The following is a 13,967-nucleotide window of genomic DNA, read 5'->3' as shown; positions in this document are numbered from 1 at the left end:
CGGGGCTGATGGCCCCGCAAAATAATTAGTAATTACGTTTTGTTCTGAAAATTAACGAACACGTAGCTTCTGATAATACTCTTCATATAAAGCACTAGCTGAGCCTACTTCATCTTGCCAAACACCATTATCAAGTACAGATTGTGGTGGGAAGATGTTTTTATCGTTCATAAACTCTTTAGGAAGTAATGGGTATGCCGCTTTCACTGGTGTAGGGTAGCCAATTTCAAGAGCAATTTTTGCAGCATTTTCTGGACGCAATAAGAAGTCGATCATTTTGTGTGCCGCCTCGATATTTTTAGCGCCAGCTGGAATCGCTAAACTATCCATCCAGAAGATTGCACCTTTCTCAGGCCAAATGATATCGATAGGAGCACCTTCCTGACGAGCCATATACGCAGAGCCATTCCAAAGCATCCCTAAGTTTACTTCGCCAGCAATAAATGGGTTAGCAGGGAAGTCGGAGTTGAAAACAAGAACGTTAGGCATCAACTTCTTCAGTTCTTCGTATGCTGCTTTAATTTCATCTGGGTTTGTCGTATTTGGTGAGTAGCCCAATTTAGATAACGCAATGTGGAAGAATTCACGCGCGTCATCCATCATCAGTAATTGACCTTTCCATTTAGGATCCCATAAATCAGCCCAATTATGGATCTTGGTTTCGTCAATAGCATCTCGGTTTGCACCAATACCAGTGGCACCCCAAATATAAGGGATAGAGTAGTTATTATTTGGATCAAAAGATTTATTTAAGTAGTTTGGATCCAAACCATCGAAGTTAGATAGTTTTGACTTGTCGATTTTCTGTAGCATGCCTTCTTTACGCATTTTTGAAACAAAATACGTTGAAGGTACAACTAAGTCATAACCCGTTCCCTGAGTTTTTAGCTTAGCGTACATTGATTCATTCGACTCGTAAGTAGAATAAATAACTTTGATGCCAGTTTCTTTAGTAAAGTCTTCTAGTACTTCATTAGGGATATATTCTGACCAGTTATAAAAGTACAACTCTTGATCTTCAGCCATGCTATAACTAGCAAATAATGACGCTGCGGCACATAAAGCGCCCGCAAATAAATTTTTCTTCATATTGATACCGTAATCGTCCGCTTAACACGTTGAACGCAAAGCAATTATTATTTGAGCGCGCAGTATAGCAACTAATTAAATATTCGACAGCATTTCAGAATAAATTATCATTATTGATACATATAAGATGCGGGATTATGGGCGGTAGGTTCCAAGAATTGTCTTGTTTTTAATAATATAACGGAAGAAAGCTCCGACCAATATTTGAACGGAGCAAAGTGTTGTTTATTTAGTTTTATCACGTCCTATCAGTTGGCTTAAAACAACTAATGTGAGTGAGATAATCAACATAATTGTCGCTAATGCATTTACCTCAGGAGAAATGCCGACTTTAACCATGGAATATATCTTTAATGGTAGAATTTCATAGGTTGGCCCTGTGACAAATGAGCTGATAATCACGTCATCAAGGGAAAGTGTAAAACTCAATAACCAGCCAGAGGCGACTGCTGGTTTGGCAAGTGGCAGGATGATTTGTTTTAAGATAATCCACTCTTTTGCCCCTAGATCTTTAGCGGCTTCTAACATTTTCACATCGAATCCATTAAGTCGGCTGTATACAGTTATAACAACAAATGGCAGACAGAAAGTAATGTGGGCGATCAAAAGTGATAGGAAACCTAAATGCATCCCAATAAACAAAAATAATGCTAAGAGAGATATGCCCATCACGATATCTGGTGACATCATGACAATGAACAGCATGGTATTAATCAGTTTTTTTCCTTTAAACTGATAGCGATACAAGGCGACTGCAGTCAAACTACCAATAATAGTTGCAGCTGTCGCTGAGAATACCGCAATTGTAATAGAATGCCATGCAGCCTGAGTAAGGCTCGCATTGTTTACTAGCGCTTCATACCACTTAGTACTAAAACCATCCCATCTCATACCAAACTTATTTTCGTTAAATGAGTTAACTATGAGGACGATAATTGGAAGGTATAGAAAGGCGTATACCAATCCCATAAATGAAATACGAAAACCCTTCATTAGTCTAACTCCGAACTTCTATTGAGTAACTTACCAGCCCGATAATAGGCATAAAGCATAATTGCCATGGAGACAGTCAGTGCGATGCTTGTCGCAGAGCCAAACGGCCAGTCTCTAGCATTAAGTACCTGACTTTTGATGATGTTCCCAATAAGTAAGTTTTTAGCCCCTCCCAAGAGGTCGGAGATATAGAACATACCTAAAGCGGGCAGTAAAACTAAAAGACATCCACCAATAATTCCAGGCATCGTTAAAGGCAAAATAACGCGCTTAATAATTTGGAATTTGTTAGCACCCAAATCCCGAGCAGCCTCAATATAAACGTTATCTAGTTTTTCTATTGACGAATATAAAGGGAGAATCATAAACGGCAGAAGAATATAAACTAAACCAATCATGACAGCGGTTTCCGTGTACATGATTCGAAAAGGTGTATCAATAAGTCCAGCTGCTATTAATCCTTTGTTCAACACACCCTGAGTTCCTAGTACGATCTTGAGACCATATGTACGTATCAGGGAGTTAGTCCAAAACGGAACAATGACGAGAAACAGCATAAAAGGGCGCCACTTCTCTGGCATTTTTGCAACAAAGTAGGCAAAGGGATAACCGATAACTAAGCATATTGCAGTCGCGATCAATGCCATATAAAACGAATGCAACACCACTTTCGCGTATAATGGGTCAATCAATCTAATGTAATTTTCAAATGTGAACACTGGACTGATGAGATTAGCTTCGTCACGCGTAAGAAAGCTCGTTCCCACTATCATCAGGTTAGGTATGAGAACAAACAATACTAGCCAGCTAACAATTACAGTAATGATTATATTCTGTAAGTTGAATTTGCTCTTATTGCTGTTCATCTAATACAACCTCCCAGCTTTCAACCCAGGTGATCGACACTCTCTGACCAATTGAGTGGTCAACATCTGGATCGTCTTCATTAAAGAATTCGCTAATCATCACTTTTTGACCTGATGGAAGTTCAACCACTGAGTCTAAAGTCATACCTTTATAGGTACGATCAATGACTGAACCCGTTATACTTTTTGTGACGGCGTCACTAGAGGCTTTTATTTCTTCTAAACGTAAATCTTCGGGACGAAGTAGTACTTTAAGTGATTGTCCTTCAATAACATTCTTAGCGTAATATAGAACAGAGTCACAACCTTCTATCGTGGCAAGAATAGTCTTATCGTCTAATCTACGAACTACAATTGCATCAAATACATTGATTTCGCCTATAAAGCTGGCAACGAATAAGTTCTTCGGATCCTCGTAAATTTCTTTAGGAGTACCGTCCTGCTCAATATTGCCATTCTTCATAACAATAATACGATCCGACATCGAGAGCGCTTCTTCCTGATCGTGAGTAACGAAGATGAAAGTTATGCCCAACGTTCTCTGAAGTTGTTTTAATTCCACCTGCATTTCTTTACGCAGTTTATAATCAAGGGCTGATAGAGACTCATCGAGAAGCAATACTTTAGGCTTATTTACTACTGCTCGGGCAATCGCAATACGCTGTTGTTGACCGCCAGACAATTGATGCGGTTTGCGTTGAGCCAAAGACTCTAGACGAACCATCTTAAGTGCATCTATTACGCGAGTATCAATCTCACTCTGAGGCAGCTTCTGCATCCTCAGGCCAAAAGCAACATTTTCAAAGACCGTCATATGAGGGAAAAGGGCATAGCTCTGAAATACGGTATTAACATGACGCAACTCTGCTGGCACATCAGTTACTTCCGCTGAATCTAATGTGATAGTTCCTTGGTCGACAGCCTCAAACCCAGCAATGATCCTTAAAACTGTCGTTTTTCCACAGCCAGAAGGTCCAAGAATGGTTAAAAATTCCCCATTCTTAACATCTAAATTAAAACCATCAATGATAGTTTTACCGTCAAATTGTTTCGTTACGTTATGCAGGCTAACGACAGGCTGAGGTTGTTGTTCAGATGCAGTCAATGTCTGTATTTCTCCACTTGATTTAAATGACTAACCCTTTGGTTGCATAGAGCTTATAAGGTTAATTCTTAACATAAGAATATTTCGCGAATCATAATCATACCCAAGGATCATTTAAAGAAATTTATTGAGAATTTGCATAAAAAAATAATCTTTTTTTCTCTCGAAAGTATCATGGGGTCATGAGAATAACCTACATAAATGGGTCGAAACTTTTTCATTCATGTTTTGCAACAAGATGTCTAATTTCGGGTTTACGATAAATTCGCTATAATAGATCCTTTATTAGATTTGAGCCCAGCTGAAACGAGTGATGTGGCATTAGGATGTTATGAGTAACAACGACTTAGAAAAAGACTTTAATTTAGGTGGCAGTGTAGACCGCGCACTCAGTGGTGATTATAAGCTAAGCATTCATGAGATATTGAGTGAAGCATTCAAAGTAACGGTAAAACATTTTGTATCTTTCACCCCAGCAGTCGTTCTTTTGGTACTGTTGCAAGCTGCTATTTTTTATACCGCGCTAAAACTACAGGTGCCGGATTTAACCGTTTACCTGCAGGTTGTGAGCGATCCTAATTTGCTAACTCCAAATTTAGTTTGGTCATTTTATATTGCTAACTTTACCTATGAAGTAGTAAGTGCTCCTATATATGCGGGTGTTTGTTTGATGGCGATGAGTCACGCAGCAGGCCTTAAAACCGGAACCAGTTTCATTGGAAAAGGGCTGCAATTTACGATTTCAGTCATCTTATTTACTATGCTAAGTCTGATTCTTCAGGCCGTATCAAGTCAGCTGTTTTCTGTTCTTTCTATATACTTTTCTATCGCTTTAAGCCATTCCATTTTACTAATATGTGAGAAGAGAATGGGTATCTTTCAAGCTATGTGGGTATCTATAAGAGCAACAAACAAGAAGTTATTCCAATTGTTTGCTATCTACGCCGTTTGTGCCGCTTTATTCGTTATGGCATTTGCATTCTACGGAATTGGTCTGATTTTCGTATTACCGTTTTTCCTTCACGTGAAGGGAATTCTTTACCGCAATATGTTCGGCATTAAGCTGACTATAGTTTCCACTTCAAACGACAAATCAACAAAGGTATTTAATGCGTAAACATTGGCTTATTTATACTATTTGCTCAACAGTTTTAGTTGGGTGTAGCTTTATCCAATATATCAAAAGCATAAATGACACATCTGAAGATGTAGACCTAGTTGTAAAGGGAGATAAAGTAGGTCCAGCACCAGATTTCAAAGCAATAAAAAAAATAAGCGAACGGAAAAAGAAGTTTTTTTCCTATCTCATTCCGGGAATCGAGTATGAGAATAGCTTAATAGCTTTAGAAAGAGAGAGAATTATTGCTTTAAAAGGACAAGACTCTCTAAATAACGAGGACAAAGACACTCTAAAGAAGTTTGCTAAGCGGTATCGAGTCGATTGGCCAGAAGAGGGTGATATAACACCAGCCTGGTTTAATGGATTACTTGAAAAGGTAGACGTGTTGCCTATCCCACTTGTGCTCATACAGGCAGCGAATGAGTCTGCTTGGGGAACATCCCGATTTGCCAGAGACGGAAACAATTATTTCGGTCAATGGTGTTATACCGAAGGGTGTGGATTGGTTCCCTTGGCTAGAGGGGATGGAATGACTCACGAAGTAGCAAAGTTTTCATCGGTTCAACGTTCTATTCATTACTATTTTCTCAACGTCAATCGCAATGATGCGTACGAAGACCTACGTAAAATCAGAGCGACCCGCAGAGCCAATGGAAAAACTATGTTAACGGCTAAAGCCGCTTATGACCTTACCAATGGATTAGTCAATTATTCAGAGAAAGGTCAACGATACGTTGATATTATCCAAACGATGCTCGATCATAATAGCAAATACTGGAAACCACTAAATTAGTTCAACTATCCCAAAACCGATTTATCAGGCAAGGTAAATCGGTTTTAATCCCTCTGTTTAAACCTGACAGAAAAGCCCGTATAATCCTCGCCCTGCGGAAAACCTGACTGATGGCTGAACTCGAATCAGTAGTATGAGATAAAGTAATGAACCAAACAGATACGCGTAAAGAAACGTTAGAATTTAATAAGCTACATAAGCGCTTAAGAAGAAATGTTGGTAATGCGATTACCGACTTTAATATGATCGAAGAAAATGACTTGGTCATGGCTTGTATTAGTGGGGGTAAAGACTCATTTGCAATGCTGGATATTCTTCTTAATCTAAAAAAAGCAGCACCCATTAAATTCGATGTTGTTGCGGTGAATTTGGATCAGAAACAACCGGGTTTTCCTGAGCATATATTACCTGAGTACTTTGAGAGTCTTGATATACCATATTACATCGTTGATAAAGATACTTACTCTGTCGTTAAAGAAAAAGTACCCGAAGGAAAAACCACATGTGGTTTATGTTCCAGACTTCGACGTGGAACCCTGTATTCGTTCGCAGAGAAGATTGGAGCAACGAAAATAGCACTCGGTCACCATATGGATGATATTGTAGAAACGCTTTTCCTCAATATGTTTCATGGTTCACGTCTTAAAGCTATGCCACCAAAGCTAAGATCAGATGATGGTCGTAATGTGGTAATAAGACCTTTAACGTACTGCCGAGAAAAAGATCTCATCAAATATGCAGACCATAAGCAGTTTCCGATTATTCCGTGTAACCTGTGTGGTTCACAGGAAAATCTACAACGCCAGGCTATTAAATCAATGTTGATTGGTTGGGATAAAAAGACGCCAGGAAGAGTAGAAGCGATATTTAAGTCCATTCAAAATGTCAGTCCAAGTCAGTTAGCCGACAGAGCTCTTTTTGACTTTGAAAACCTACCATTAGATCGCGATGGTGAGCGAGACGAATATGCATTTAGTGAAGCAACCGTTTCTTCAACGAATATCGATGAGTCTTTATTCATCGATGTAACAAACGTTTAAGTCGTAGAAAATAGTGGTGTCGAAAATGACACCACTACAAGTCTGTTGTTAACTTGATTTATTATTTGGGTCCAGTGGACTAATATACCCATTGGGTTTTAGGGCTAATACATCACAAGTCAGCTTGTCTATTACGCTTTCAGCCGTATTACCAATAAATACGGCAGATAATCCTGTTCTTCCAGTGGTACCTATTATTACCATTGAAGCATGTAGGTCATTTGCAACACGAGGAATCACTTCCTCAGGTAATCCTTCTTCCACTGTCGTATTTTCATCATCAATGCCAAAGTTTTGTCTCAACATCTTCATTTGAGTCAGATAATGGCTACGAATCGCTTCAGAATATGAAAGAGCATCAAACTCCGGTACTTCAACGGCGATATTAGCAGGAGTATAGGGTGATGCACTTACGAGGTAAGGGGACGAATCGAATCGACGACAAATTTCGAGCAGCTGGTCGACGATTTTATTATTGAGCGCGTGGTGTGTTTCTTCCTCTGAACCGACATGAACCGATGCCAATATTTTACTATGTTGCGGCCATTCTGCATTTTTTACTAACAACACTGGACAAGGGCATTTTCGTAACAAGTGCCAATCCGTAGGCGTAAAAATAGCAGATTCAAGCGTATCGTGTTTTCGTGTTGCTTTTATTAAGATGTCGTATTCACCTGAAAAGACCTCCGAAATGATTGCCTCATAAGGTCTGTGGTGCCAAACGACTTTAATGTCAAAGTCGATCCCATCTAATAGATAAGATTGGGATATTTTTTCCAACCAAAGTTTCCGCTGATAAATTACACCGCCTCTCATCGCTTCTCGTTCGTCAGAAGAAAGCATAGACGTCATATCGTACGAAAAGTCATATATGGACATGAACAAAGTAATGCGACTTTTACTCTTGCTTTTTGCTGCAAGGTGCATCGCTCTGGCTAGTGCGGGTTGTTCATCACGGTTGATATCGGCTACGACTAAAATACTGTTGTATATGCTCATCCTGTACTCCGGATTTTCTAGGGTGACATTACAACTTTAGCTTAAATGAGAGGGGATTATGAGAAGTAGGGTAAACTTTGTGCAAAAAATATGATGTGGTACTAAATAAAGCACCACATCATCAAAATTCTTTTGGAATTATTCGGTTACGCCTGCTAGTTCCATTAATGCGTCGTGATCAAGTATGGTAATGTACTTACCTTTAACACTTAAAATTTCAGACTTTTGGAAGCGTCCGAGCAAACGACTAATGGTCTCAACAGTGAGGCCTAAGTAATTGCCAATATCTCCACGAGTCATTGTAAGACGGAACTCTCTTGGACTAAAACCACGTTGAGAGAAACGAGTCGACAAATTAAACAGGAAGGCCGCTAAGCGCTCTTCTGCATTCTTCTTAGAAAGCAGTAAAATCATTTCCTGATCGCCTTTAATTTCATTACTCATCAAACGCATGATCTGCTGACGAAGCTTTGGCATTTTACCCGATAGATCATCAAGTATTTCATAAGGTATTTCACATACCATTGATGTTTCTAAGGCTTGAGCGAAACTAGGGTGAGAATCACCGGTAATTGCATCAAAACCTACTAAATCACCAGCCAAGTGGAACGCAGTGATTTGCTCATCACCTTGCTCTGTAATCGTATAGCTTTTGATAGTTCCTGAACGAATAGCATACAAAGAACGTAAATCATCTCCAGCTTTAAAAAGCTCTTGTCCTTTTTGGATTGGCTTTTTACGTTCGATGATCTCATCAAGTTGATCAAGTTCAGATTCATTTAGGGTAAAAGGAATACACAGTTGGCTAATACTGCAATCCTGGCAGTGTATTGCACAACCCCCTGATTGGACACGTTTTCCGGCTGGCTTATCAGAAATCATAATAACCTTTCACTATATTGATATACATCAATATTTTACCATTCCTTAATAATAAAGCATAGTGAAAAAAACACGATGCTATTCAACTAGATAAATAGCTAATAGTTTTTGTTCTACAATTAGCTAAAATCTTCTCCCTGAATAAACAAAACAGAGCACAAGCGATCAAAAGCGCGTAGACTAGCGAAAATTTATATATGATGCGCGATTAATTGCCAAAAAGTTTGATCTACGTAACAAGAGAATATTATGCCAGCAGAAAAACTGACACCTCAAAAACTCATTCATATCTCAATCATCATGGTTATCTTGATCGTTGCATTTTTTTGGCGAACATACTCTCATTCCGATAACAACGATTACCAATGTGAGAAAAGAGCCCAATGCTCTGTTACGTTTCAGCAAACCAACATACAACTTGTCACTGAAAGTGGGGCAAGTTACATAACAATTGCTAAAAAGTCGCCTAAGACTAATCTATCTGTTGAATTTAATCCAACATTTATACTGATAAAATCCACAGATAAAGAAATGGTATATCATCGTGAAGAGCCGCTTGGAAACGTTGTTGCTGTGACTTTAAATGGAAAAACATTGCAACTAGAGTTACCAAAATCGCAAAAATAATACACAAGCGTGACCTGTAACATTCTCCCATTAACTTTTATCATGTATAAAACTGATTACTTATTGTTGCTAGCTATATAGTCCATGCATATCATTTCAAAAATTTCTCAACACTGTGATATAGAAAAAGCCATAGATGAGTTGGTGGAAGGTATTGATATCTCAGCACTATCAACATATGTGATTTACTTTACAGATAACTATTCATCTGAACAGATGTATTCATCTCTTTCTAAAAAAATTTCCAACATACCTTATATCGGTTGTACGTCTTGTGCCGGTGTTATGACCGACCAAGGTTACTTTGCGGCGCCCGCCATGGGATTACTAGCTATTTCAGACAGTGGCATTAGTTCATATGGAACCGGAAGCGCTGAATTTTCGAAGTTTGATTCTGTATGTGACGCTACCGATTTTGCAGTAAAACAAGCCCTTTGCTCAGCGAAGAGAGAAGGTGAGATCCCTAGCCTGATTATTCTTCATTCTACTCCGGGTAAGGAAGAGGAAATTATAGAGAGAATGGATAAAATGTTTGGAACTCTCGTGCCTATTATTGGCGGTAGTTCTGCAGATACTTCGCTGTCTGGGCAGTGGTCGGTTATTTCAGATAAAGCCGTTTCTAGTAATGGTATCGTCGTTTCCTTACTTTTCCCTTCAAGCGCTGTTTCTTCAGGTTTAAGCGCAGGTTACTCTCCAACTGAATTTGTCGGACGAATAACAAAATGCAATGGCAGAAGTATCTACGAGATAGATGGCGAGCCAGCGAAAGATATTTATAAAGAGTGGGTTGGTGATCATTCCGGGATTCAGATCGATGACGAGTTTAGTTTTGAGAATGTGACGAGCTATCCATTAGGGCGAATTGTTGGAGATTTGTACGATCAGCCATATTACAAGCTCACTCATCCCATACAGGTAAAAAATGATGGCGCATTGGAAGTCTTCGCTAACGTGTATGAAGGTGAAGAAATCACCTTAATGACTGGTCATAAAGAACAATTAATTACCCGTGCGTCTAGAGTGATTAAAGAAGCAAACGCTAAAAATTACGCGAGATCTTTACCTTTGGGAGCGATTATGATTTTCTGTGCGGGCGCAATGCTGAGATTAGGTGATGATATCAACCGGGTTCATGAAAACGTAATACAGCAATTACCCGGTAAATCGTTTATTTGTCCGTTCACATATGGAGAGCAAGGACGATTTACTGGTGGTCAAAACGCCCACGGCAACTTGATGATATCAGCCGTTATTTTTTATAAATCCGAGTAATATTATGCAATTAGATGGTTTTGAAGCCTTAACAGAAACTTTACTTGAGTTGAAACAGAGTAAAGAAAGAGAAGCACGGTTAGCCGAAGAAAATCGTGTCATTCTCGCTTCGCTATCATCTTTGAGTACTGCTGAAAACAAATATCAGATCTTTGATGAACTCAATCGAGTGATAGCTAAATATATCCCTTTCGATGACTTCGTGGTTATCTCGAAAGGTAAAAACAATACTGACTATGAGACGTTTTTGTCGTCGAATAACCTTTTCGTAGGCAAAAAATGGAATCACGGCGATAAGTTTGTCCGTGTTTTGCAGGGAGAGTCTATTCTTCTCTATGAAACCTCCTCATTAGAAGAATTCTGTCGCCTTAGTCCATGCTTGAAGCAGCTTATCAATACCGTTTTAATTACTGGCATCAAAGGGCAGGTAAGTGATCTCATTCTTTTAATGATTGGTCATCATTCCGGAAAGTTTAGTGTTGATACAAAACAAACGCTCTCTCGATTCAGACCGCTACTTGAGCGTGCAATCATAGATATTGAGTTAAAAGAAGAACTTCAACGCTTAGTAGAAGTAAGAACTCACGAGCTGCAGGAAGCAAGATTGGCAGCCGAAAAGGCAAGCCATGCTAAATCTGAGTTCCTTGCTATGATGAGTCATGAGATACGTACGCCATTAAGTGCAGTTCTTGGAATTGTTGATGTTATGCGAGAAAACTCATCTCCGGAACAACAATTATTATTGGAAAAGATGGAAGGATCCGCTGAACTGCTACACGCAATTATTAGTGACATACTTGATCTGAGTAAAATCGAATCCGGCCATTTTCAACTCAATCGTGAATGGACTCAACTTAATGCTAAATTGACCCATGCTTTTGACTATTATCGAGTAATGGCCGAAACAAAAGGAATCGATTTTTTCCAAAGTATCAATGTCTATGAAAATCACTCCTTCTACGTTGATTCTGTCCGAGTCGTACAGATTATCTCCAATCTGGTCGGAAATGCGGTGAAGTTTACAGAAAAGGGATCCGTTAACCTTTTAATTCAAGCTTCACTAGACCAACTCACTGTCAGAGTGAAGGACACAGGTATCGGTATTGATAAGGACCGAATAGATAGACTCTATAGTCCATTTTTTCAGGTTGAAAATGGGAATAAACGACAGTTTGGTGGAACAGGCCTTGGATTAACTATTACTAAACGACTTGTTGATTTAATGCATGGCAAGATATCGCTCACGTCGAATCCTGGTGTGGGAACAGAATTTGAGCTAACAATCCCGCTAGTCAGCCGAAGAAAAAAGCCGACAGTGGAAGGCGAATTATCGGATAAAATAACGAGCCAAAAACAGAATCAACCAAGAATTTTAGTTGTGGAAGACACTCCAACGAACCAGATGGTAATAAAACTATTATTAAATCAATTGGGTCTGAGCGTTGAGATAGCAAACAATGGAGTTGACGCTCTGGAAATACTCGACCATCAAGTATTTGATCTTGTTTTCATGGATATTTCTATGCCATTAATGGACGGATTCGAGGCAACCAAACAGATTCGAGAGCGAGGTATGACCATACCCATTATTGCATTAACAGCCCATTCCATAACAAACGAAAAGTCGCGCTACCTTAATTCAGGTTTCAACGATGTAGTCATGAAGCCAGCAAGGAAAAAACAGTTATTTAATGTTCTGAGTGAATATCTTGATTTGTAGATGGGCGCTAAGGCCCATCTATATCTCAAAGAGGAAGCTATCTTTTACTACGACGTATCCGCTTAATAAAAATAATCAGAATGAGTAGGACGATCACAATACCAACAATAGTTAACGCTTTTGCGTTTTTAACTAAGAATGGTACATCTTGAATACCTGATGATATTTTCTCGACATCAGCGCCAGTAAGATTGGCACTTCCTCGACCGAAACTTTGAGTAACATAATTCGCAACTGAGGCTATCTGGTCCGAGGTAAGCCAACTATGAATAACTTGCTGATGCTCACCAAAGGCCGGCATGACTGCTTTACCATCCGCTCCCTCACGATGTATCCCGTTAACTATCGCCATAACGAGGTTAGTTGGGTCCGATCCCCCAACAGCGGTATTATTCGTTAACGAAGGGATGAATTGATCGTCAGATCCGTTTCCACTTTGCCCATGACAAGCAGCACAGTTGGTATTGTATAAAACCGCTCCATCTGTTGAGCTTGTGTCTGAATAGTCAGGTGAATTACTTGCAACATTTCCAGGTTCATAGCTAGTCCAGTCAATTGCTTTCGCCTTATCATTAGACCAAGCAGGTTGTGATACATCGCCGTCTTTAATTGGAGGGACTTTTTTCAAGTAACTAACAATTGCAGAAATATCATCATCTGTCATGAAACGAAAACTGTGTTGTACCGCATCAGCCATTGGACCGCCAGCCTGAGCTTTACCGACTGCATGGCCATTTTTGAGGTAGGACTCCAATTCTTTATTAGACCATCCACCGATACCACTAATCGGATCAGATGTAATATTGGGAGCTACCCAACCATCAATAGGTGCACCGCTAAGAAAACGACTCTTGTCTTCAGCCATTAATTGATTTCGTGGCGTATGACAAGTCGAACAGTGAGCCAATCCTTGAACAAGATATTTCCCTCTGTTTTCCGGAGAGCTTAGAGTAGGGTCTGGCTGGAACTGTTCGCCGCTAGCAAACATTGCATTCCATCCCCACATTAAGCCTGGTAAGTCAAAAGGAAAAGACAGCTCTGTTTTGTCTGCCGGCGCTTCATCAATAGCAGGGATCGTTTTAAAGTATGCATACAACGCTTTCATATCAGCATCCGTAATAGCGGAATATGACGTATAAGGCATTGCTGGGTAGAGCTGTGAGCCGTCAGGTCGAACCCCATGTCTCACTGCGTTGGCAAACTGTTCTTCCGTCCAACGTCCAATACCAAATTTTTTGGAGGAAGTAATATTACTCGAAATGATATTGCCCATCGGCATTTCAAACTTGTATCCGCCAGCGTAAGGCTTTTGCTCATTACTTGTGTGGCAAGCCGTACAGTCACCCGCAGTTGCGAGGTAGCGGCCATATTCAATTAAGGATGAGTTATCATCGGCAATACTAGATTGCGACATCATAACGGAAAACAGTGCCGATAAAATCAATGTAGACTTTTTCATGA

Annotated in this window: 13 protein-coding genes; 6 read left to right on the top strand and 7 right to left on the bottom strand. The window is 39.6% G+C overall.

Features of this window, described 5'->3' with window-relative positions; genetic code table 11:
* Window positions 1–51 precede the first annotated feature (51 nt).
* The 4 genes from EES38_RS10050 to potA form a co-directional block, all read right to left on the bottom strand.
* The gene (locus tag EES38_RS10050; protein ID WP_124937048.1) at window positions 52–1,089 is read right to left on the bottom strand and encodes an extracellular solute-binding protein; all 1,038 of its coding nucleotides are present in this window, start codon (window positions 1,087–1,089) and stop codon (window positions 52–54) included.
* Between the two features lie 225 nt (window positions 1,090–1,314).
* A complete protein-coding gene (gene potC, locus EES38_RS10045; RefSeq protein ID WP_124937047.1) occupies window positions 1,315–2,082 on the bottom strand; it encodes a spermidine/putrescine ABC transporter permease PotC in 768 nt (255 codons plus the stop codon).
* A complete protein-coding gene (gene potB / locus EES38_RS10040; RefSeq protein ID WP_124937046.1) occupies window positions 2,082–2,948 on the bottom strand; it encodes a spermidine/putrescine ABC transporter permease PotB in 867 nt (288 codons plus the stop codon). The genes potC and potB overlap by 1 nt, the downstream gene beginning before the upstream one ends.
* Window positions 2,935–4,062 carry a spermidine/putrescine ABC transporter ATP-binding protein PotA gene (gene potA / locus EES38_RS10035; protein ID WP_124937045.1) on the bottom strand — a complete coding sequence of 376 codons (1,128 nt, stop codon included), beginning with the start codon at window positions 4,060–4,062 and terminating at the stop codon, window positions 2,935–2,937. The genes potB and potA overlap by 14 nt, the downstream gene beginning before the upstream one ends.
* A 322-nt stretch (window positions 4,063–4,384) precedes the next feature.
* Here potA and EES38_RS10030 point away from each other — a divergent pair, with 322 nt between their 5' ends.
* The 3 genes from EES38_RS10030 (at window position 4,385) to ttcA (ending at window position 7,006) form a co-directional block, all read left to right on the top strand.
* Window positions 4,385–5,170 (top strand): DUF2189 domain-containing protein, encoded by a 786-nt coding sequence (locus tag EES38_RS10030; protein ID WP_124937044.1) that lies wholly within the window; start codon window positions 4,385–4,387, stop codon window positions 5,168–5,170.
* The gene (locus EES38_RS10025; protein WP_124937043.1) at window positions 5,163–5,966 is read left to right on the top strand and encodes a glucosaminidase domain-containing protein; all 804 of its coding nucleotides are present in this window, start codon (window positions 5,163–5,165) and stop codon (window positions 5,964–5,966) included. Before EES38_RS10030 ends, EES38_RS10025 begins: the two co-directional genes overlap by 8 nt.
* Before the next feature lie 146 nt (window positions 5,967–6,112).
* On the top strand, window positions 6,113–7,006 hold the full coding sequence (gene ttcA / locus EES38_RS10020) for a tRNA 2-thiocytidine(32) synthetase TtcA (protein ID WP_124937042.1): 894 nt from the start codon (window positions 6,113–6,115) through the stop codon (window positions 7,004–7,006).
* A gap of 48 nt (window positions 7,007–7,054) precedes the next feature.
* Here ttcA and uspE read toward each other — a convergent pair whose 3' ends face one another.
* Window positions 7,055–8,005, bottom strand: a complete 951-nt coding sequence (gene uspE, locus EES38_RS10015; protein WP_124937041.1) for a universal stress protein UspE — start codon at window positions 8,003–8,005, stop codon at window positions 7,055–7,057.
* 138 nt (window positions 8,006–8,143) lie between these two features.
* On the bottom strand, window positions 8,144–8,887 hold the full coding sequence (gene fnr / locus EES38_RS10010; RefSeq protein ID WP_124937040.1) for a fumarate/nitrate reduction transcriptional regulator Fnr: 744 nt from the start codon (window positions 8,885–8,887) through the stop codon (window positions 8,144–8,146).
* 249 nt (window positions 8,888–9,136) lie between these two features.
* Here fnr and EES38_RS10005 point away from each other — a divergent pair, with 249 nt between their 5' ends.
* The 3 genes from EES38_RS10005 to EES38_RS09995 all read left to right on the top strand — a co-directional run bounded on the left by EES38_RS10005 (window position 9,137) and on the right by EES38_RS09995 (window position 12,506).
* A complete protein-coding gene (locus EES38_RS10005) occupies window positions 9,137–9,514 on the top strand; it encodes a hypothetical protein (RefSeq protein WP_124937039.1) in 378 nt (125 codons plus the stop codon).
* A 153-nt stretch (window positions 9,515–9,667) separates the two neighbouring features.
* The gene (locus EES38_RS10000) at window positions 9,668–10,786 is read left to right on the top strand and encodes an FIST signal transduction protein (RefSeq protein WP_243694183.1); all 1,119 of its coding nucleotides are present in this window, start codon (window positions 9,668–9,670) and stop codon (window positions 10,784–10,786) included.
* A 4-nt stretch (window positions 10,787–10,790) separates the two neighbouring features.
* On the top strand, window positions 10,791–12,506 hold the full coding sequence (locus EES38_RS09995) for an ATP-binding protein (protein WP_124937037.1): 1,716 nt from the start codon (window positions 10,791–10,793) through the stop codon (window positions 12,504–12,506).
* Window positions 12,507–12,543: 37 nt separating this feature from the next.
* On the opposite strand, the gene EES38_RS09990 is transcribed toward EES38_RS09995, so the two are convergent.
* A complete protein-coding gene (locus EES38_RS09990) occupies window positions 12,544–13,965 on the bottom strand; it encodes a cytochrome c (RefSeq protein ID WP_124937036.1) in 1,422 nt (473 codons plus the stop codon).
* Window positions 13,966–13,967 lie beyond the last annotated feature (2 nt).

Source organism: Vibrio viridaestus (assembly GCF_003856525.1).
Classification (GTDB): domain Bacteria; phylum Pseudomonadota; class Gammaproteobacteria; order Enterobacterales; family Vibrionaceae; genus Vibrio; species Vibrio viridaestus.
Note: the sequence above shows the minus strand (reverse complement) of the source record. Positions and strands in the feature narration are given on the sequence as shown.

What these genes read in the sequence shown, in the direction of transcription:
- EES38_RS10050 (WP_124937048.1), bottom strand. Translation starts at nt 1,089, where the DNA reads ATGAAGAAAAATTTATTTGCGGGCGCTTTATGTGCCGCAGCGTCATTA.
- potC (WP_124937047.1), bottom strand. Translation starts at nt 2,082, where the DNA reads ATGAAGGGTTTTCGTATTTCATTTATGGGATTGGTATACGCCTTTCTA.
- potB (WP_124937046.1), bottom strand. Translation starts at nt 2,948, where the DNA reads ATGAACAGCAATAAGAGCAAATTCAACTTACAGAATATAATCATTACT.
- EES38_RS10030 (WP_124937044.1), top strand. Translation starts at nt 4,385, where the DNA reads ATGAGTAACAACGACTTAGAAAAAGACTTTAATTTAGGTGGCAGTGTA.
- EES38_RS10025 (WP_124937043.1), top strand. Translation starts at nt 5,163, where the DNA reads ATGCGTAAACATTGGCTTATTTATACTATTTGCTCAACAGTTTTAGTT.
- ttcA (WP_124937042.1), top strand. Translation starts at nt 6,113, where the DNA reads ATGAACCAAACAGATACGCGTAAAGAAACGTTAGAATTTAATAAGCTA.
- uspE (WP_124937041.1), bottom strand. Translation starts at nt 8,005, where the DNA reads ATGAGCATATACAACAGTATTTTAGTCGTAGCCGATATCAACCGTGAT.
- fnr (WP_124937040.1), bottom strand. Translation starts at nt 8,887, where the DNA reads ATGATTTCTGATAAGCCAGCCGGAAAACGTGTCCAATCAGGGGGTTGT.
- EES38_RS10005 (WP_124937039.1), top strand. Translation starts at nt 9,137, where the DNA reads ATGCCAGCAGAAAAACTGACACCTCAAAAACTCATTCATATCTCAATC.
- EES38_RS09995 (WP_124937037.1), top strand. Translation starts at nt 10,791, where the DNA reads ATGCAATTAGATGGTTTTGAAGCCTTAACAGAAACTTTACTTGAGTTG.
- EES38_RS09990 (WP_124937036.1), bottom strand. Translation starts at nt 13,965, where the DNA reads ATGAAAAAGTCTACATTGATTTTATCGGCACTGTTTTCCGTTATGATG.